Source organism: Leptolyngbya sp. AN10, from assembly GCF_050565645.1.
GTDB lineage: Bacteria > Cyanobacteriota > Cyanobacteriia > Leptolyngbyales > Leptolyngbyaceae > Leptolyngbya.
Genome location: NZ_JBNXVP010000062.1, coordinates 1 through 17,763, shown reverse-complemented (window position 1 = coordinate 17,763; position 17,763 = coordinate 1). Strand labels below are relative to the sequence as shown.

The 17,763-nt window shown below is 47.0% G+C and carries 22 protein-coding genes; 10 read left to right on the top strand and 12 right to left on the bottom strand.

Annotated features, from left to right (window positions below):
* Nucleotides 1-13: 13 nt before the first annotated feature.
* Nucleotides 14-610 (top strand): 3-isopropylmalate dehydratase small subunit, encoded by a 597-nt coding sequence (gene leuD / locus ACQ4M5_RS38780; RefSeq protein ID WP_430681132.1) that lies wholly within the window; start codon nt 14-16, stop codon nt 608-610.
* 4 nt (nt 611-614) lie between these two features.
* On the opposite strand, the gene ACQ4M5_RS38775 is transcribed toward leuD, so the two are convergent.
* Both ACQ4M5_RS38775 and ACQ4M5_RS38770 read right to left on the bottom strand, forming a co-directional pair.
* Entirely contained in the window at nt 615-1,076 is a 462-nt protein-coding gene (locus ACQ4M5_RS38775; protein WP_430681131.1) for a CYTH domain-containing protein, read from the bottom strand.
* Between the two features lie 4 nt (nt 1,077-1,080).
* Nucleotides 1,081-2,124, bottom strand: a complete 1,044-nt coding sequence (locus ACQ4M5_RS38770) for a carbohydrate kinase family protein (RefSeq protein WP_430681130.1) — start codon at nt 2,122-2,124, stop codon at nt 1,081-1,083.
* Nucleotide 2,125: 1 nt separating this feature from the next.
* Here ACQ4M5_RS38770 and ACQ4M5_RS38765 point away from each other — a divergent pair, with 1 nt between their 5' ends.
* On the top strand, nt 2,126-2,371 hold the full coding sequence (locus ACQ4M5_RS38765) for a hypothetical protein (protein ID WP_430681129.1): 246 nt from the start codon (nt 2,126-2,128) through the stop codon (nt 2,369-2,371).
* 186 nt (nt 2,372-2,557) lie between these two features.
* Here the strand turns inward: ACQ4M5_RS38765 and ACQ4M5_RS38760 are convergent, their stop codons facing one another.
* The 7 genes from ACQ4M5_RS38760 to ACQ4M5_RS38730 form a co-directional block, all read right to left on the bottom strand.
* The gene (locus tag ACQ4M5_RS38760; RefSeq protein ID WP_430681128.1) at nt 2,558-2,956 is read right to left on the bottom strand and encodes a hypothetical protein; all 399 of its coding nucleotides are present in this window, start codon (nt 2,954-2,956) and stop codon (nt 2,558-2,560) included.
* A gap of 166 nt (nt 2,957-3,122) precedes the next feature.
* Nucleotides 3,123-3,497, bottom strand: coding sequence for a DUF5615 family PIN-like protein (locus tag ACQ4M5_RS38755; RefSeq protein WP_430681127.1), 375 nt, complete (start codon nt 3,495-3,497; stop codon nt 3,123-3,125).
* Nucleotides 3,481-3,723, bottom strand: coding sequence for a DUF433 domain-containing protein (locus ACQ4M5_RS38750; RefSeq protein ID WP_430681126.1), 243 nt, complete (start codon nt 3,721-3,723; stop codon nt 3,481-3,483). Before ACQ4M5_RS38750 ends, ACQ4M5_RS38755 begins: the two co-directional genes overlap by 17 nt.
* A gap of 36 nt (nt 3,724-3,759) precedes the next feature.
* On the bottom strand, nt 3,760-4,041 hold the full coding sequence (locus tag ACQ4M5_RS38745) for a hypothetical protein (RefSeq protein WP_430681125.1): 282 nt from the start codon (nt 4,039-4,041) through the stop codon (nt 3,760-3,762).
* Nucleotides 4,042-4,371: 330 nt separating this feature from the next.
* Nucleotides 4,372-5,544, bottom strand: a complete 1,173-nt coding sequence (locus ACQ4M5_RS38740) for an iron-containing alcohol dehydrogenase family protein (protein ID WP_430681124.1) — start codon at nt 5,542-5,544, stop codon at nt 4,372-4,374.
* Between the two features lie 23 nt (nt 5,545-5,567).
* The gene (locus ACQ4M5_RS38735; protein ID WP_430681123.1) at nt 5,568-6,086 is read right to left on the bottom strand and encodes a Ycf51 family protein; all 519 of its coding nucleotides are present in this window, start codon (nt 6,084-6,086) and stop codon (nt 5,568-5,570) included.
* Nucleotides 6,087-6,107: 21 nt separating this feature from the next.
* Nucleotides 6,108-6,479: a hypothetical protein gene (locus tag ACQ4M5_RS38730; protein ID WP_430681122.1), complete on the bottom strand. Its 372-nt coding sequence runs from the start codon at nt 6,477-6,479 to the stop codon at nt 6,108-6,110.
* 49 nt (nt 6,480-6,528) lie between these two features.
* Between ACQ4M5_RS38730 and ACQ4M5_RS38725 the strand changes: the two genes are divergently transcribed.
* Complete coding sequence (locus ACQ4M5_RS38725; protein WP_430681121.1) at nt 6,529-7,116, top strand: metalloregulator ArsR/SmtB family transcription factor; 588 nt, start codon at nt 6,529-6,531, stop codon at nt 7,114-7,116.
* On the opposite strand, the gene ACQ4M5_RS38720 is transcribed toward ACQ4M5_RS38725, so the two are convergent.
* Both ACQ4M5_RS38720 and ACQ4M5_RS38715 read right to left on the bottom strand, forming a co-directional pair.
* A complete protein-coding gene (locus ACQ4M5_RS38720; RefSeq protein ID WP_430681120.1) occupies nt 7,105-7,308 on the bottom strand; it encodes a DUF6887 family protein in 204 nt (67 codons plus the stop codon). The genes ACQ4M5_RS38725 and ACQ4M5_RS38720 overlap by 12 nt on opposite strands.
* Nucleotides 7,305-7,481 carry a DUF6888 family protein gene (locus tag ACQ4M5_RS38715; protein WP_430681119.1) on the bottom strand — a complete coding sequence of 59 codons (177 nt, stop codon included), beginning with the start codon at nt 7,479-7,481 and terminating at the stop codon, nt 7,305-7,307. Before ACQ4M5_RS38715 ends, ACQ4M5_RS38720 begins: the two co-directional genes overlap by 4 nt.
* 132 nt (nt 7,482-7,613) lie before the next feature.
* Between ACQ4M5_RS38715 and ACQ4M5_RS38710 the strand changes: the two genes are divergently transcribed.
* From ACQ4M5_RS38710 to ACQ4M5_RS38680, 7 genes are all read left to right on the top strand, one after another.
* Nucleotides 7,614-8,777 (top strand): GuaB3 family IMP dehydrogenase-related protein, encoded by a 1,164-nt coding sequence (locus tag ACQ4M5_RS38710; protein ID WP_430681118.1) that lies wholly within the window; start codon nt 7,614-7,616, stop codon nt 8,775-8,777.
* Between the two features lie 372 nt (nt 8,778-9,149).
* Nucleotides 9,150-9,518, top strand: coding sequence for a thioredoxin (trxA, locus tag ACQ4M5_RS38705; RefSeq protein WP_430681117.1), 369 nt, complete (start codon nt 9,150-9,152; stop codon nt 9,516-9,518).
* 156 nt (nt 9,519-9,674) lie between these two features.
* Entirely contained in the window at nt 9,675-10,772 is a 1,098-nt protein-coding gene (locus tag ACQ4M5_RS38700) for an LOG family protein (RefSeq protein WP_430681116.1), read from the top strand.
* Between the two features lie 135 nt (nt 10,773-10,907).
* Nucleotides 10,908-12,269, top strand: coding sequence for a 3' terminal RNA ribose 2'-O-methyltransferase Hen1 (locus ACQ4M5_RS38695; protein WP_430681115.1), 1,362 nt, complete (start codon nt 10,908-10,910; stop codon nt 12,267-12,269).
* Complete coding sequence (locus ACQ4M5_RS38690) at nt 12,266-14,776, top strand: polynucleotide kinase-phosphatase (RefSeq protein ID WP_430681114.1); 2,511 nt, start codon at nt 12,266-12,268, stop codon at nt 14,774-14,776. The genes ACQ4M5_RS38695 and ACQ4M5_RS38690 overlap by 4 nt, the downstream gene beginning before the upstream one ends.
* 80 nt (nt 14,777-14,856) lie before the next feature.
* Nucleotides 14,857-15,426, top strand: coding sequence for a hypothetical protein (locus tag ACQ4M5_RS38685; RefSeq protein ID WP_430681113.1), 570 nt, complete (start codon nt 14,857-14,859; stop codon nt 15,424-15,426).
* A gap of 70 nt (nt 15,427-15,496) precedes the next feature.
* Nucleotides 15,497-16,624, top strand: a complete 1,128-nt coding sequence (locus ACQ4M5_RS38680; RefSeq protein WP_430681112.1) for a THUMP domain-containing class I SAM-dependent RNA methyltransferase — start codon at nt 15,497-15,499, stop codon at nt 16,622-16,624.
* A 30-nt stretch (nt 16,625-16,654) separates the two neighbouring features.
* Here the strand turns inward: ACQ4M5_RS38680 and ACQ4M5_RS38675 are convergent, their stop codons facing one another.
* Nucleotides 16,655-17,119, bottom strand: coding sequence for a response regulator (locus ACQ4M5_RS38675; RefSeq protein ID WP_430681111.1), 465 nt, complete (start codon nt 17,117-17,119; stop codon nt 16,655-16,657).
* Nucleotides 17,120-17,763 lie beyond the last annotated feature (644 nt).

The following is a 17,763-nucleotide window of genomic DNA, read 5'->3' as shown; positions in this document are numbered from 1 at the left end:
AGGCACAACAATTATGGTGAGTGAAGTTAGAACAATCACAGGACGCGGAATTCCTGTCGTCGGCAATGACATTGATACCGATCGCATTATTCCAGCAAGATTTCTCCGCTGTGTGACGTTCGATGGATTAGGAGCACAAGTGTTCGCAGACGATCGCACTCAACTCCAAGGACAGCATCCGTTTGATCTACCACAGTATCAAGGTGCAACAGTTCTGATTGTGAATGGCAATTTTGGCTGCGGTTCGAGTCGGGAACATGCACCACAAGCGATCTCGAAATGGGGAATTCAAGCAATCATCGGTGAAAGTTTTGCAGAGATTTTCTTTGGAAACTGTGTCGCGATCGGTATTCCTTGTATTACGGCTGCTCCAAGTGTTACAAGCCAACTTCAGAAACTCGTTGCAGATGATCCACAAGCAGAAATTTTGGTGAATTTAGATCAAATGAAAGCGCGGTGTAGATCATTTGAGGCTGATATTTCTATGCCTTCTGGAGCGCGTCAAATGCTGACTTCTGGAACCTGGGATGCTTGTGGTCAATTAGTATCGCAAGCAGAGCAAGTTCGAGCAACTGCTGCAAAATTACCTTATGTGGCTTGGAGTCGATAGCAATCTACCAAGTTGTATAAGGATGCTGTGCAAGGTTGGAATTGTAGTAGCGCGGATCATGTGAGACATCTTCCCCAACCCAATCAGGAAGGTCGATCGATTGATCTGCGCTTTCAAGTTCCACTTCCGCGATCGTTAATCCTCGATTTGCCCCCAAAAAATCGTCAATCTCCCACAGTAAACCGTTCCATTCGATCTTGTGACGATATTTCTCAATTAACGGCGGTTTGCACAAACTATCTAACATCTGTGTGGCATCCTCGACGGGAATTTCGTACTCAAACTCAGCACGAGAAATTCCCTGAGTTCTGCCTTTGATGGTGATGTAACCGCGATCGCGAATCACTCGAATTCTTACGGTACTTTCAAGTGTGGGAATGTACCCTTGGCGGTAAAGTTCACCTTCAGCAAGTCTCCGCCATTGGTCATTTCTGACTAAGAACTTTCGCTCAATTTCAACGCCCATCGTTTTAACTCTCCTGGTCTTGTAGAAATAGAAACGCATCCACTTCTGCACCCGTCGGTTGAGCATCGATCGCACCTGCTCTCATGGTGGTTAATGCTCCTGCTGCACTAGCATATCGAACAATCCGATCGGCATCCTGTTTGACTTCTGTGAGTTGATGTTGGCAAAGCTGATGAACAAATCCAGCTAAGAAACTATCCCCTGCACCTGTGGTATCTTCAACCTCGATCGAGAAAGCTGGAACTTTCCCCTCTTTCTGACTCAAACAATACGCACATCCTTTTTCTCCCGCAGTTACCAGCACCCCTTCCAAGCTTTCGACTCGATGAGCAATCACACCCGGATCAGTCGTTTCAAACAGCCATTCTGCTTCTTCTTCTGCCATTTTGAGATAGTCCGCACGTTTGATCACCTCGTGAATCATCTTCGGCGCAATACTTTGATCTTTCCAAAATACAGGTCGCCAGTTCACATCCAAAACGACTTTGACAAAGAACTGTTCACAAAGTTCAAGTGCCCGCTCGATCGCGGCTCGACTTTCTGGGTAAGCTAGTAATAATGTTCCAATTACTAAGTAATCTGCGTGTTGAAACAATTCGACGGGAATGCGATCGGCTTTCAGATGCGTATCTGCAAACTCAGTCGTGTCCCGCTGTTCCCCGAATGCTACGAAACTACGATCGCCCGTTTGCGATCTCAACACTAAAACCGTTCGGGTCGGTGCGGCATAGGTTTGAATGCCGCTCGTCTCGACTGGGATCGAGTTGAGCAAATCGATCAGCGATCGACCGAGTTCATCCTCGCCCACACAGCCAACAAACGCGCTCGGTGTCCCTAATTTCGTCAGCGCACAGGCAACATTCGCAGGAGCGCCCCCTGGGTAAGAAGTCCAAGAAGACACCGATTCAAGCGGCAATCCCGGCTGATTCGAGATGCGATCGAACAAAATTTCACCTAAACAAATCACACGAGGGTGCATCGTAGTTCCATCTTTCAGTGTTTCCTTTATGGTATTTACGATCGCTCTTTTGAAACCTAAAGAAATCACGATGCCTTCTTTACTTCCTGGAAAATTTGGTCTGTCCCTGATCGGTGAAACTCTAGCGTTTTTGATTGATCCAATTTCCAAGAGCCGCATTCTCGGAGCGAAATTTCTACTGTCATCAGGATTTGATAATTTTTCTTGGCGTGAAGGTTATCCTGAGATATTTCACAAATTATTGGGTCGATCGCTGTTTGCACAAAAAGACGAAGAGCACCGAAGAAATCAGCGTTTAATTATGCCTGATTTTTAATCTGGTATGACTTATCTAGAAGACTGGCTGGTTAATAATAGCGAATGTCATAGCCCCAAAGTTGAGCAACAGCAGGGGCTATATTTGCTCCCAAAGCATAGAGTGCTGCCATAGTGGTCGGTGCGTTAGATAGGGTCGAACCCCACTTGAAGTTTGTTGTGCTGCTCTGCAAGAATTGAGTCCTAGCTACTCGCTCGATCGTAAGCGAGAGTGCCTCAGCGCGAGAACACCTGGAACTGTCGCCATCCCATAAACAGATGTGCAGACCAATGATACCCCTGCAAACGAGACCAGCCGTCCCTGCATCGTTGTTGCACTGGAACCGACCGCCGCTATGACAGCCCCAATGACCCAGGACACTGACAGTAGCCCGACCCAGTACCCTCGAATGCCCTGTGAGCGCAACTGAGCCAGCGGAATCAGAACTGGTAAATAAAGAAAGAGTCCGATCAGCGTGACGGAAAAAAGTACCGTTGGCTTGGCAAGTCCACTAATCCCGTTGATGTCTTTGTCCATGCTATGCAGCAATGCCGATAAAAACCAAACAGGAGTGAAACTTAGAAGTGAAGAATAAACTGTCCTCATGCAACTCCTTTTGTATCAGTACAAGTAACGTTTAACTCTTACACGTCCCTTTGACTTCATGCTAACAATTAAGTTGCGCGTCTCTGCCGAACGGTTCGCTTGAGCGGCGACGCAAAGAACAGAACGGTAGACGAAGAAACTCTGCTCGTCCGCTCCAAGCGAATTGTTAGACATCTGACACCAACGGCAAACGGCGAATACGGATACGGCTTGGCTCCACTGTAAGGGCTGATCCTTGTTCTAAATCCTCCTCGCATTCGCCAATGACGGTTAGTAGGAGGTCTGTGAGTGCTTGGGCACGTAACCTTTCAATCCGAATCCGAATGACTGAAGGAGTGGCTGCAATATCAAGTGCTAGCAGTGCATGAAAATCTGCATCAAGAGTAACAACGATACGCCCCTCATTCCTGCCTCGCTGGATAATGTCTGCATCTTCAGCTTCAGACATTCCGATTTCACCGACATGAATCGCGTCGATGTCTGCATCCCGTAATAACGCTGCCGCAGAGAGTGGCAATCCCTGATCAAGCAACAGTTTCATAGCAATTAGGAAGCTCAATGATGCGATCGTCCAAGTAAGAAGAGGCAAAAATCAGGGCTTGCCGGATATCTTCGTCCTCCAGTTCTGGAAACTCTTGATGTAATTCTTCTCGATCAGGATAAGTTGCGAGTAGCTCAATCACTCGACGAACCGTAAGGCGAAGGTTACGGATGCAAGGTTGCCCATTCATCCGATTTGGATTGCTCGTAATACGATCGAGTTTCATGAGAGTACATCCAACGTTTCATTATCATCTTAACCTTCAATGAGGATAAGCCATGCCTGCAATACAGGCTCCACATATCCATTCTCCATCGTCATATAACCCGTCTCCCATGCTGTCTTTGCGTCCACAACTAGAACAAGTCAGTAACATCGGTTGCGGAGTTTTTTTCTTCTGGTCAAGGTGAGAAGTGGGAGGATGACGCAATGCGGGAGGAACTGCAAACTTGCCACAATTTGAACACCATTGACCGCCATTGTGTTCAATTGTCTGCGTAGTTTTACATTTGGGACATTGAGGTGGACCCGTAGGGTTGGACATAGTGGCTCATTTATCTCTGTACAGCTACCTAACAGAGTTACCATTTCTGCAAGATGTCTAACTATTGTCTAGACTGACTTTTTCTGCCTAAGCCCCTAAATTCGGTTGTTATGCGGAATTTTGTCTATCTAAGACCTCAAAAGAGGTGATTAGGCGGAATTTTTTCACTCTAACATTCTCAATTGGAAGATTAGACTGAAACGTTCCGCCTAATTCTCTCTTAAAACAAGCGATCGTTCCTCTTTTATCAGTAGTTTCGTTCTGCTCACCTACCCACGATCGCTAATTTATCGTTTTGAACAGACCAATCAATCTCGCTTCAAAGTCGCATCAGTCCTGGCGAACAATCTCCTCAACGTTGTGCGCTCCTTGATAGTTGGCAATCTCAGTTCGGATCGTTGAGCTTGGAGCCGTGGTCGAAACCATCGCTGCCATCAGTTGACTCGGTACAACCGGGAACGGCAAGCGGTGAATGTCCGAAGTTTCATTACAAGCGACTTCTGCGGCATGTTGGAGTTGCGCGATCGACACCTCTCCTAATCCCAAATCAGAGAGCGTTTTTGGCAATCCAATCTGCTCGTAAAACTTCAATAACTGCTGTCTTGAAGTGGCGGCAAGCTGATTTCCTTGCACCATTTCTTCGAGTCGAAGTTGCACCAGAATTCCGAACGCAACTTTTTCCCCGTGCAGTGCATGATGGCTTTCTAAAAGATGCGTCAATCCATTGTGAACCGCATGAGCCGCAACGGTTCGACATTGTGCGCCACCAATTCCACCGATCACGCCTGCCATCAATACCGAAGCATCTACAACCTCTTGCCACTCCGATCCCAAAGGATTCTTTAAGGCAGCTTCGGATTTTTGGAACAAGATATCGCGCAACACTCGCGCCTGCTGAACGGCTGCAATCAGAAGGGTTTTATCTGAGTGCCCGCTACTGACTGAAGCTTCGTACCATTTCGCGATCGCATCTCCAATTCCGGCAATCAATGTTCTCTGCGGTGCAGTTGCGACCAAATCATAGTCCAGCACCAGCAAATCTGGACAGCGAACCAGCCCGACATCATACAAAAAGGCGTGTTGCTCAGAGTAGATGTTCGATAACGCTGTCCAAGCCGCGCAAGTTGCCGCAGAAGTTGGAATCGTGACGATCGGTAACTGACACTGATGTGCTAGAAGCTTCGCAGTATCCAGCGCTTTACCGCCTCCGACTCCGATAATAAAATCGGCTTGATGATCAGTAGCGGCTTTTCGCAGATTCTCTAAAGTCGGCTCACTACAGTCTTTGCCATAAGTTGCTTTTGCTGCTTGAAGCGAGTGAGACTTGAACACAGATTTGAGGCGAGACTTAACCACATCTAGCGATCGATCTCCGCCGACCATCAGCGGACGCGATCCCAAACGGGCAATTTGATCTCCAACTTGCTCGATCGCACCAAATCCACGCACGACTTGAGCGGGTGCGATCATCAACGAAACTACGGAATTCGATTGAGTAGGCATTTTGCAGAGGTGAAAAACAAACGTTATGCGATTGGCTTGGGTAACTGTGCCAAGTTTTCCCGATACAACTTGATCCTAGCGTTTTCATCTTCGCGAATCGAGAGCGATCGCTGAATTTCACCCAAGTATAAAGGTTGGGATATCCCATCTTGAGGATGCACGATCGTCCGCGCTCGAATCGTCATTTGATCTGATCCTTGTCCCATACGACCGGGAGAAAAAATATCGATCGCGGCTTGTTTCAAGGTTGCTTCAAGCTGAGATTCAGTAATGCTCGGTGGCACAGTAATCACAACTTGAGCCGCCCCCGTATCGAAGATGCGCGAGTAGTGTAATGCTCCAGAAATTTGTGGGCGATTGTAGAGTCCAAGACTCAGAGCAAAAACGCCTCCAGTCAGAACAGCCGTAAATCCAGTCACTCCAACGAGTCGGAAGCGGATGCCCCATTTGAAGATAAAACCTGCGATCGCGAGAACGGCAAATGCGATCGTGGCAATGCCCAACCATTGAGCTTTTTCGATTAACTGTGCGGTTTCAAACATAAAAAATGGGTCAGGGTAACTTTAATTTTGGTTTTCTTCGTCCGGTGGTTCTGGGTTGAGATAGCGATCGAGCATTCGCTGAGTTTCAATCCGAAGCCCACGAATCTCGGATTGCATCTGATCGAAGCGAGCAAACGTTTCGATTTGGACTTCTGCAAGCTGCTGTGAGATCTGACGAAGCTCGTTCATCTGCTCTTGATGCGAGGCAAGCTGTTCTTGGTGAACTTGAAGCTGAACAGCCTGAGTGCGTTGGTTCTGGGCAACGAAATCAATGAACTGATCGAGGTTTGCTTCTAATCGTTCGACGCGATCGCGCCAAGTTTCTTGGGATTCTTCTGACATGACACCGGATAGATCTTTTAACAAATTATAAGGCTCGATCGAGTGACACATCTAAGCTATTTCGATACAATTCTAATTAGACAAATATCGAATTAACGCTATGTCACAACCCGAATTCCAAACGCTTCTGAGTTTCTTCAAAGCCCTATCCAACGAAAGCCGCCTTAAGCTTGTCGGGATTTTGGCACAGCGAGAATATAGCGTCGAAGAACTTGCCGCACTCTTGCAGCTTAAAGAGCCAACCGTTTCCCACCATCTAAGCAAGTTAAAAGAATTGAATCTTGTCCAAATGCGCCCCGATCGTAATACGCATCTCTATCGCTTAAATCAAGAAGCACTCCAAGATTTGAGCAAGGCAATTTTTTCCGCTCAAATCACAACCGTTTCGAGCGAGATCAATCCTGATGCGTGGGAAGAAAAGATTTTAAGAAGTTTTCTAGAAGGCGATCGCTTACGTGAAATTCCAGCAAGTCGTAAAAAACGTTGGGTGATTCTAAAATGGCTCGTAAATCACTTTGAAATGGGTCAACAATATTCCGAAAAAGCGCTCAACGAAATCATCAAACCGATTCATCCTGATACTGCAACCTTGCGACGGGAACTAATCGGCTATCGAATGATGCAGCGGGAAAATAGCATTTACTGGCGCGAACCTGAAAGCGAATGGCGAGAAGAATCAGTGCTGTGAACGGCGTTGTTTAAGGTATTCATCGATCGCGTCACTGATATTGTCTTCGGGTCCATAAGTCCGCGATGGTGGATTCTCAGCGCGACACTTATCAATAAAAGCGTGTAATGCTTCATCGTCGCCTCGGTGATCTAAAACGTATGCCCGAAGTTCACTTTGAGTCATCGCAGTAAAGTCTGGTTTTGCGCTCATAAAACAAAGTTCCATCTTCCGTTTGGTCTAATTTCAATATTAATCTCTTCGCCTGACAAGATGACAACATTGCCAGTTCGTTCATCGATCGTGACGAGATCAACTGAACGATATTTATTCGTCAAATCGTAACAAAGTTGGAAACACGTAATCATCTGCGCTGTTGTCTGCATTACTTTCCTCAAAGTCAGCAGACCATAGCATACGAGAGACTGGCTCATCTGTGATGAAACGCTCTGGTTTTCTCACACAATTGGGATTGAAATTTGATACTCTTATCCAATTAGTTCTTGGGGAACATTGGCGTGGATATTCAAATCGGCAGGGGCAAAACGGCTCGAAGAGCGTATGGTTTCGACGAAATTGCGCTCTCTCCAGGACAGCGGACACTCGATCCGAAACTGGCAGATACGCGCTGGACCATTGGCGGCATCGATCGCGAAATTCCCATCATCGCCTCAGCAATGGATGGCGTGGTCGATGTCGGAATGGCAGTGAAGCTCTCGCAGTTGGGAGCCTTGGGAGTGCTTAACTTAGAAGGGATTCAAACTCGTTACGAAGATCCGAATCCGATTCTCGATCGTATTGCGGCAGTCGGGACAACTGAATTTGTGCCGTTGATGCAGGAACTCTATTCGCAACCAATCAAGCCAGAATTGATCGAGCAGCGGATTAAAGAAATTAAATCGCAAGGTGGAATTGCGGCGGTGAGCGCGACTCCAGCAGGTGCGAGTCAGTTTGGACAAATTGCTGCAAAAGCAGGTGCAGATCTGTTCTTTATTCAAGCGACTGTTGTTTCAACCGCACACTTATCACCGGAATCAATTTCTCCTTTAGATTTGGCAAAATTCTGTGAAGAGATGCCGATTCCCGTCATTCTCGGAAACTGTGTCACGTATGAAGTAACCTTGAATCTACTCAAAGCGGGAGCCGCAGCGGTTCTGGTGGGAATTGGACCGGGTGCAGCTTGTACGTCTAGAGGCGTTCTAGGTGTGGGAGTTCCACAAGCGACTGCGGTGGCGGATTGTGCGGCAGCCCGCGACGACTTCTACCGTGAAACTGGCAAATACATTCCCGTAATTGCAGATGGTGGATTAATCACAGGCGGCGATATCTGTAAATGTATTGCTTGTGGTGCAGATGCGGTAATGATTGGATCGCCGTTTGCGCGGGCAAAAGAAGCTCCTGGTCGCGGATTCCATTGGGGAATGGCGACTCCTAGCCCTGTGTTACCGAGAGGAACCCGGATTCGAGTTGGAACGACTGGAAGCCTGGAACAAATCTTGCGCGGACCCGCTCAATTAGATGATGGAACGCATAACTTATTAGGTGCGTTGCAAACGAGCATGGGAACTTTGGGTGCGAAAGATATCAAAGAAATGCAGCAAGTTGATGTCGTAATTGCTCCATCTTTGTTAACAGAAGGGAAGGTCTACCAGAAAGCGCAACAGCTTGGAATGGGTAAGTAGCATCTTTCTTTCTTCTGCGATCGCATCGTCAATTCTTTACAAAATGCGATCGCAAAATAATCTTTTCATTAAATTCTTAAGAGTTTTGCTAGGAGTTGAAAGATCGCCTGGTAAAACCAAATCTGTCGTCTAGAATAAAGGAAGCGGAGACGCATGTTTCCGTTCACTCCTCACACCACACTCCGCCTGGACTTCGGTTTAGGCGGTTCCTTGTTTTTAAAAGGGAGTGGGGAGTGGGGAGTAGGGGGTAACAGTATTTTGGTGGCAGCAGTAAGAATTACAACTTTAACTCTCCCCACTCCCCACTCCCCACTCCCCACCCATTTGTATCTAATTATGTCTACCCTGAAGATAAGATCCGCCGTTTTTGCTATGTTAGAATTTCGTCAAATGAAACAAAGGCAAGGATTTTCAGGAATGTCAGCAACCGCACAAGTTACGGATTCTTCGTTTGACCAGGAAGTGCTTCAGAGTGAAGTCCCCGTCCTCGTGGATTTCTGGGCACCTTGGTGTGGTCCCTGTCGGATGGTTGCGCCTGTGGTCGATGAGATCGCGACGCAGTACGAAGGCAAGGTCAAAGTGGTCAAACTCAACACCGATGAAAATCCAGGTGTCGCTAGTAAATACGGAATTCGCAGTATTCCTACACTGATGATTTTCAAAGGCGGTCAGCGCGTTGACATGGTCGTCGGTGCTGTACCTAAAACCACTCTTTCCAATACGCTCGAAAAGCATCTTTAAGATTCAAGCGCCTGGATTCGTCTCATTTGCTTAAACTCATTTGTCACAGTGCTAAAGACGCTTCAGAGCAATATTCTGGAGCGTTTTTCAGTATCGATGCGGGCATCGCATTCTGTCCGTTCTCGCTAAAATAGAATGCCCCTGTGAGGAACGTCCATGTCTGTTGACCCGTCCCCGTCCGTTTCGTCTCAACCCTCGTCGATGATTAACGTTGAATCTTTACGATCGACGTTGAACAATCTTCTCGATCAGTTGCCGAATATGCAACACGGTGCGCTGATCGCTCAAGCTTTGGGATTGATTGCTCGAATTTCTGGTGATGAAATCGATCGCTTAGATTGGAAGATTCTGAATGCCTCGCTGCAAGATATGGAACGAGCATTCACGGTGTTTTATCCCTATCGTCATGTGCGGAAGATTGCGATTTTCGGTTCTGCTCGAATTAAGCCGGATACCGAAGAGTATCAGTTGGCGAAAGAATTCGCTCAATATGTGACGCAGCAAGGCTACATGGTGATTACGGGTGCGGGTGGCGGCATCATGGAGGCGGGAAATGAAGGCGCAGGTGCAGACAAATCGTTTGGCTTGAACATTCAACTGCCGTTTGAGCAAGGTGCGAATCAGTTCATTCAGGGCGATCCGAAGCTGATTCCGTTCAAGTATTTTTTCACGCGGAAAATCTTCTTTCTCAAGGAAAGTGATGCGTTAGCGGTGTTTCCGGGTGGATTTGGGACGCAGGATGAAGCGTTTGAATGTTTGACGCTGACCCAAACCGGAAAATCGGCTCCCGTTCCCTTGGTGCTAATCGACAAGCCAGGTGGAGGATACTGGGATGATTGGGCGGAATATATCGATAAGCAACTGATGAAACGCGGATTGATCAGTCGAGATGATCCGAGTTTGTATACGATTACCGATGATTTGGATGTGGCGATCGCGGCAATTTCCAGTTTTTATCAGGTGTATCACTCTAGTCGCTATGTCGGGAGTCAATTAGTGCTGCGGTTAAAAACGGAACTGAGCGATGGAGCGATCGATGAATTGAACGATCGGTTTAAAGACATTCTCGTAACAGGCAGAATCGAGAAAACGAAACCGCTGCCACAAGAGGCGCAGGACGAATCTTATCAGTTACCGCGTTTGATCATGCACTTTAATCAGCGCGATTTAGGTAAGTTGTATCAGTTGATTGCAGCGATCAATATTCTAGGCAATCCACCGCCAGAAATTTATGCTCATCCAGAACGCAAGTAATGGGATGACATTAATTTTGATTCTACTCCAGGAAAAGTTCGATCTCCTGGAGTTTCGATCATATTGCTAAGTTGTACTACAACGTAATACAATCTAGGTTGGCGCAGCTTTCAATGCGATCGAGTTGGAGATTCTATGTTGTTGACGATTACCACGGCTCATTCTCCTGCAACCGATTTGGGATATCTGCTCGGCAAGCATCCAGATCGCTTTCAACCGTTTGAGCTTTCCTTTGGACGAGCACAGGTTTTCTACCCGATCGCGACTCCCGAATGCTGTACGGTGGCACTGTTGCTCGAAGTTGATCCTGTCCGGTTAGTGCGAGGGCAAGCAACAACCCTAGAACAATATGTCAACGATCGTCCGTATGTGGCTTCGTCATTTTTGAGTGTTGCGATCGCTCAAGTGTTTCGCTCTGCTTTATCAGGTCAATGCAAAGACCGTCCTGACCTCGCAACTCAGAAAATTCCGCTTCAGGCAAAGATTTCAGTGCTACCTTGTCGAGGTGGAAAAGGCTTTTTGCAGCGATTATTCGAGCCGTTAGGATATCGGGTAAACCCAGTACAGCATCCACTCGATGAACAGTTTTCGGAATGGGGAAATAGTGCTTATTACAGCGTGGAGTTAACTGCGACTACAACACTTTCAGCATTGCTGAGTCATTTGTATGTGTTAATTCCTGTACTCGATGAAGATAAACATTATTGGGTGGGTGAAGAAGAAGTCGAAAAACTATTGCGGCATGGACAAGGATGGCTCAGCGAACATCCTGAGAAGACGCAGATTGCACAGCGGTATTTGAAACGCAGACGATCGCTTACTCAGGCAGCTTTGGCGCAGTTGGAAACCGAAGAAGACACTGAATCTGAAACAGAAATAGCGATTGAGAAACCCATCAGCCTCAATCAGATCCGATATGAAACAATCGCCGCTCAACTCAAACAATGTCAAGCGAAACGAGTGATTGATCTCGGATGTGGCGAAGGAAAGTTGATCATGCAGTTAGCGAAAGATTCGTTCTTTGAGCAAATCTCAGGCATGGATGTCTCTAGTCGATCGCTCTCAATTGTTCAGGAGAAGTTAGAACGACTTCCCACTGCTCAAAAGCACAGAGTTCAAGTGTTTCAAGGGGCGTTGACGTATCGCGATCGACGATTTGAGAACTATGATGCGGCAACATTGATCGAAGTCATCGAACATCTAGACGAATCTCGACTGGCTGCATTAGAACGAGTGGTGTTTGAGTTTGCTCATCCCTCGATCGTGCTCGTGACAACTCCGAATCGAGAATACAATATCAAATTTGAGAATTTAGCGATTGGGAAGTTTCGTCACTCAGATCATCGATTTGAATGGACACGCAAAGAGTTCCAAACTTGGGCGACTCAGATTGCTCAACGCTTTGATTACACAGTCAGTTTTGCTGACATTGGCGCATCAGATCCAATCGTTGGCGCACCCACACAACTCGCAATTTTTGAGCGGAGCGATCGATGAAAATTACCATTCCTGAACTGTCTCTCGTCACTCTGATCGGTGCTTCTGGCTCTGGAAAATCGACCTTTGCTCACAAGCATTTTTTACCGACTGAGATCATTTCATCGGATATCTGTCGGGGTTTAGTGTCCGATGATGAAACTAACCAAGCTGCGACTCAAGATGCTTTTGATGTTTTGTACTACATTGCTGCAAAACGTTTGAATCGAGGCAACTTGACTGTTATTGATGCAACGAATACACAGGCAGCCGATCGCAAACATCTAATTCGACTAGCGCGAGAGTATCATTGTTTGCCAGTTGCGATCGTGCTGAATTTACCCGAACAAATTTGCCGCGACCGCAATCGTCAAAGAAGCGATCGACAGTTCGGTGATCATGTGATTCGTCGTCATGTGCAAAACATTCGACAATCGCTCCGAACACTACAAAAAGAAGGATTTCGGCAAGTTTATGTTCTCAATTCTCTAGAGCAAATTGAATCAGTTGAAATCGAGCGACAACCGCTGTGGAACAACAAGAAACATGAGCAGGGTCCATTCGACATTATTGGCGATGTTCATGGATGCTGCGATGAATTAGAACAATTGCTGCAAACTTTGGGCTATCAACTTAAAGAACAGACCTACTATCATCCTGAAGGACGTAAAGCAATCTTTCTAGGAGATTTAGTCGATCGTGGTGATCGTATTCTCGATACATTGAACTTAGTCCGGAACATGGTTGCAGCAGAAACGGCGCTTTGTGTTCCAGGAAATCATGACTATAAACTATTGCGAAAGCTTAAAGGAAGCACTGTTAAGGTCAATCACGGGTTAGAGAAAACCTTAGCTGAACTAGAAAAACTTGATGGATCAGAACTACGATCGCTGCAAGCTTTCCTCGATTCGCTGGTGAGTCACTACGTGCTTGATGGCGGTCGGCTCGTCGTCGCTCATGCGGGAATGAAACAAGCGTATCAAGGACGCGGTTCTGCGACGGTTCGAGAGTTTGCCTTGTACGGAGAAACGACCGGAGAAATTGACGAATTTGGCTTACCTGTGCGATACAACTGGGCATCAGACTATCGGGGAGATGCGATCGTGGTGTACGGTCATACTCCTGTTCCTGAGCCAGTCTGGTTCAACAGCACGATCGACATTGATACTGGATGTGTGTTTGGTGGCAAGCTTACTGCATTGCGCTATCCAGAAAAAGAATTCGTCTCCGTTTCAGCGCGTAAGGTCTACTGCGAACCCGTTCGTCCATTGATTGCTGAATCTTCGCTCACTCTTCAACAGCAAGACGATGACGTTTTAGACATTGCAGATGTGACTGGAAAGCGCATCATTTCACCCAAGTTGCATCGTCCAATTACCATTCGACCGGAAAATGCGATCGCAGCTTTAGAAGTGATGAGCCGATTTGCAGTTGATCCGAAATGGTTGATCTATTTACCGCCCACGATGTCTCCGGTTGAAACTTCTAAAGAACCTGGATTCTTAGAACATCCGACTGAAGCATTCGCTTACTATCGCAATCAAGGAATTGCTCAAGTGATTTGCGAAGAGAAACACATGGGATCAAGAGCGATCGTCATTGTTTGTCGATCGGCTGAAGCGGCTCAAAAGCGCTTTGGTGTGACTGATAGTAGATTTGGGATTTGCTACACGCGCACCGGGCGACCGTTCTTTGACAATCTCCAGCTTGAAACGGAATTCTTAGATCGTCTGAGAACTAAGCTTGCTCCTGTTTGGGACGAATTCCAAACCGATTGGATTGCGCTTGATTGTGAACTGATGCCTTGGTCGGTCAAAGCACAACAGCTTTTACGTCAACAATATGCTCCGGTTGGTCGTGCTGCTCAAGTGAGTTTGAATGATGCGATCGCACTTTTAAAGCAAGCTCAATCGCGGGGGATTGAAGTGCCATTACAGGACTATCAAGAGCGATCTCAGCTTGCCGAACAATACCGTCAGGCATATCGTCGCTACTGTTGGTCTGTGCAATCGATCGACGATCTCAAACTCGCTCCCTTTCATATCCTTGCCACTGAAGGATCAATTCATACGGATCGATCGCACCTTTGGCATCTAGAGCAAATTGCTCGGATCGCAGATTCTGAGCTTGTCATTGCGACTGACCATTTGGTTGTTGATCCTACTGATCCGCAAAGTGTGCAGGCTGGAATCAACTGGTGGCTCGATCTCACCGAACAAGGCAGCGAGGGCATGGTGGTGAAACCGATCGAGTTTCTGCCGCAGCAGCGGAACATTCAGCCTGCGGTGAAATGCCGTGGACAGGAATATCTGCGAATCATTTATGGTGCAGAATATTCGCGACCTGAAAATCTAGAAAGGCTGCGACAACGGGGACTATCAGCAAAGCGATCGCTGGCTTTACGCGAATTTGCCCTCGGAATCGAAGCGCTCGATCGCTTTGTTGCTAGAGAACCGCTGCGTCGAGTACATGAGTGTACGTTTGGTATTCTGGCACTGGAAACTGAACCGATCGATCCCAGACTCTAGCTTAATTTCTGAAATGAGCATCAATTCGATTCTGTTGATACTACAATCAAAGCAATCTGCTAATTTTGGAAACAGCAACTATGTCCTACTTGGTGTTGAGTGATGCAACGAGACAAAATCTAGAGCAAGAACGATCGCGCTTAATCAACGATCGACAAAAGATCGTCTCAGAAATTCAAGCTTCGGTCAGTGCAGAAGTCGATCGCACTCTTAAAACCCTGAATGCACTGTTGAGCGAATCACCGGAAGTTGAAGCAGTTTCCGCAGATGACATTGTGGATGCTGTGAGCGAATTATTGGAACACGCTTCCACACCGACCTCATCTGCTTCTCGTTCTCGTAAAACTGGAACAAAAAAAGCGCAATCCGAAGCGCAATCGACATCAACATCGACATCAGCGTTTGATGCGAAACAACTGAAGCACAAATTTAAGGGCAGTAGTCTGATTGATGCGATCGTTCAGGTGATGCAGCAAGACGCGGCGAAAATTTACACGATCGACGATCTGATTGCTGGAGTGTACGACCAGTTTGACGAAGCAGAAATGCCAAGAGCCAGAAAAACGTTGGGAGCAACATTAATGCACGCCAATCGCGCAGGTACGGTCAAGCGAATCGGAGAAAAGCCGTCGCGCTATCAACTGGGTTAGTTGCGGTTGTGCCAATGGAACAGACCGCAATTAAAAAGCTTTTCATCCCGGTTAAAACATCCTCAAATTCATGATGAATCAGTATTTTGCGACTGTTGCACGGGGACTAGAAACGCTTGCAGCACAAGAGTTAGAACAGATAGGCGCGACTGCGATCGAGCCAGGATTTTGTGGAGTTGCATTCACAGGGGATCTGGCTCTCTTGTATCGCGTCAATCTTTGGGCACGATTGCCGTTTCGCATCTTGATGAAGTTAGATGAGTTTCCTTGTCAGGATTCAGAGGATCTTTATCAAGGGGTGCAATCGATCGATTGGTCACTCTATCTGACTCCTGATATGACCTTAGCCGTGACTGCGACGGGTAAAACAAAACAGCTTAATCACACCCATTTCACAGCCCTTCAGGTCAAAAACGCGATCGTCGATCAACAGCAAGACCAATTCGGCGATCGATCGAATGTCGAACTTCAATCCCCGGATCTTCAGATTAATATCCATCTTGATTCGGATCGATGCACCATCAGCCTCGATAGTTCAGGTGAGAGTTTACATCGTCGGGGCTATCGTCCGGCTGTTGGCTCAGCACCGCTTAAGGAATCTTTGGCAGCAGCACTGATTCAACTCTCCGGTTGGCAACCTGAACAGACGTTTTATGATCCACTCTGTGGTTCCGGTACATTGCCCTTAGAAGCCAGTTTGAAGGCGTTGAATGTCGCGCCAGGGTTGTTTCGGGAGCGGTTTGGGTTTGAAACTTGGCTCGATGCAGATTTGACTCTATTAGAGGACTTGATTCAAGCCGCAGAAGCCAGTCAGCGGGAGCATCTTCCGGCACCGATTTGGGGAAGCGATCGAGATTCATCTGTGATTGAACAAGCGATCGTCAATGCCACTCAATGTGGAGTCTCGAATCACGTTTACTTCGCCACGCTTGATTTATCGGAGGTCGCTGCTCCTGCGGATACGGGAGTTTTATTCTGCAATCCTCCTTATGGAGAACGGTTGGGACGGGATAGCGATTTGGGTGCTTTCTACAAGCGTTTAGGCAATGTGCTCAAGCAGCAGTTCAAAGGTTGGACGGCTTTTGTGTTGAGTGGAAATAAGGAACTTTCCCAATCGATCGGGCTGCGATCTGCTCAAAGATTTCCGGTGTATAACGGAGCGCTGCCCTGTCAGTTGTTGAAGTATGAGCTTTACTAATTTCTTTTAAGCGATCGTGACGGAAAGCCGTCAATCTTCAACTGCACCAGGAATCAAGCTGACTCCAAACCAATACTCAAAAAACAGTTGGATCGTTCGCTTTAGTTGAGCGACATCGATCGGCTTAATCATGTAGCCGTTCACGCCCTGTTGATAGCAAACCTCGACATCTCTTGGATTAGACGATGTGGTAAATACAACAACTGGAATTGTTTTTAACGCTGTGTCTTGTTTGATTTGTCGCAAAACATCGCGCCCGTCCATTCCTGGAAGATTGAGGTCGAGCAATATCATGGATGGACGAGAAGCCAAGCTCGTCTCAGTGCTTGCAATCTGGCGCAAAAATGACAATGCTTCATCTCCATCCGAACAGCGGTAAATCGGATTTTGAATCGATGCTCGACGAGCGATTCGCTCAAAGGCAGCAAAATCTTCGTCGCTGTCTTCGATCACTAAAAGGGAGCATTTGGATGTGAGAACGGACGGAGTAGCCATGCAATCATCTTATCGTTAGCGATCGAGTAAGTCAGCCAGTCCTGCAATACAAATTTAAATTCATCAAAATGACAACTGCTCGTCAAAAACTTCCGAGATTATTTAATGATCTAAGAGGGTGTTTGAAAAGTATAAAAAGCGGCTTTGCTGCGTTGCCAGTCCGCCCGGAAATGAATCTCCGGGCTAATGAAGGAAACCCCGCTGAAGCGGGCTGGGAGAATCATTCGGAGTTCTTAGCCCAGTTGAGTGGGCTTCCCCGATTAGCCCGGAGATTCATTTCCGGGCGGGTGAATGCGATGAACGATGACTTCTCAAACATCCTCTAAAGACCTTAGCGATGATGTCTAAGATCAGGGATAGCTCAGTGTCATCAAACTCGAATCTATCAAAAGGTGAAAATTTGATTGCATTAGAAAGCAAATTAATCAATAAATCCCTAGCGGAAGCCTTGAAAGAACTCGATACAATGCTCTAGAGCCTTTTAGATTCTTTGAGCACCTTTCTAGCAAAGAATTGGACTATCATTGACACTCCCCACCGCATAGGCGGATGGAGATTCTTGGCTCTACGAAGTCACTTGCTCATGCAGGCGCAAGCCAACATGAGTAGAGGTGTCTTCTCCCCAAGCGATTCCCATGTCTAGC

Excerpts from the sequence above, each read along its gene's own strand:
- leuD (WP_430681132.1), top strand. The coding sequence starts at position 14 with ATGGTGAGTGAAGTTAGAACAATCACAGGACGCGGAATTCCTGTCGTC.
- ACQ4M5_RS38775 (WP_430681131.1), bottom strand. The coding sequence starts at position 1,076 with ATGGGCGTTGAAATTGAGCGAAAGTTCTTAGTCAGAAATGACCAATGG.
- ACQ4M5_RS38765 (WP_430681129.1), top strand. The coding sequence starts at position 2,126 with ATGCCTTCTTTACTTCCTGGAAAATTTGGTCTGTCCCTGATCGGTGAA.
- ACQ4M5_RS38760 (WP_430681128.1), bottom strand. The coding sequence starts at position 2,956 with ATGAGGACAGTTTATTCTTCACTTCTAAGTTTCACTCCTGTTTGGTTT.
- ACQ4M5_RS38755 (WP_430681127.1), bottom strand. The coding sequence starts at position 3,497 with ATGAAACTGTTGCTTGATCAGGGATTGCCACTCTCTGCGGCAGCGTTA.
- ACQ4M5_RS38750 (WP_430681126.1), bottom strand. The coding sequence starts at position 3,723 with ATGAAACTCGATCGTATTACGAGCAATCCAAATCGGATGAATGGGCAA.
- ACQ4M5_RS38745 (WP_430681125.1), bottom strand. The coding sequence starts at position 4,041 with ATGTCCAACCCTACGGGTCCACCTCAATGTCCCAAATGTAAAACTACG.
- ACQ4M5_RS38740 (WP_430681124.1), bottom strand. The coding sequence starts at position 5,544 with ATGCCTACTCAATCGAATTCCGTAGTTTCGTTGATGATCGCACCCGCT.
- ACQ4M5_RS38735 (WP_430681123.1), bottom strand. The coding sequence starts at position 6,086 with ATGTTTGAAACCGCACAGTTAATCGAAAAAGCTCAATGGTTGGGCATT.
- ACQ4M5_RS38730 (WP_430681122.1), bottom strand. The coding sequence starts at position 6,479 with ATGTGTCACTCGATCGAGCCTTATAATTTGTTAAAAGATCTATCCGGT.
- ACQ4M5_RS38725 (WP_430681121.1), top strand. The coding sequence starts at position 6,529 with ATGTCACAACCCGAATTCCAAACGCTTCTGAGTTTCTTCAAAGCCCTA.
- ACQ4M5_RS38720 (WP_430681120.1), bottom strand. The coding sequence starts at position 7,308 with ATGAGCGCAAAACCAGACTTTACTGCGATGACTCAAAGTGAACTTCGG.
- ACQ4M5_RS38715 (WP_430681119.1), bottom strand. The coding sequence starts at position 7,481 with ATGCAGACAACAGCGCAGATGATTACGTGTTTCCAACTTTGTTACGAT.
- trxA (WP_430681117.1), top strand. The coding sequence starts at position 9,150 with ATGTTAGAATTTCGTCAAATGAAACAAAGGCAAGGATTTTCAGGAATG.
- ACQ4M5_RS38700 (WP_430681116.1), top strand. The coding sequence starts at position 9,675 with ATGTCTGTTGACCCGTCCCCGTCCGTTTCGTCTCAACCCTCGTCGATG.
- ACQ4M5_RS38695 (WP_430681115.1), top strand. The coding sequence starts at position 10,908 with ATGTTGTTGACGATTACCACGGCTCATTCTCCTGCAACCGATTTGGGA.
- ACQ4M5_RS38690 (WP_430681114.1), top strand. The coding sequence starts at position 12,266 with ATGAAAATTACCATTCCTGAACTGTCTCTCGTCACTCTGATCGGTGCT.
- ACQ4M5_RS38685 (WP_430681113.1), top strand. The coding sequence starts at position 14,857 with ATGTCCTACTTGGTGTTGAGTGATGCAACGAGACAAAATCTAGAGCAA.
- ACQ4M5_RS38680 (WP_430681112.1), top strand. The coding sequence starts at position 15,497 with ATGATGAATCAGTATTTTGCGACTGTTGCACGGGGACTAGAAACGCTT.
- ACQ4M5_RS38675 (WP_430681111.1), bottom strand. The coding sequence starts at position 17,119 with ATGGCTACTCCGTCCGTTCTCACATCCAAATGCTCCCTTTTAGTGATC.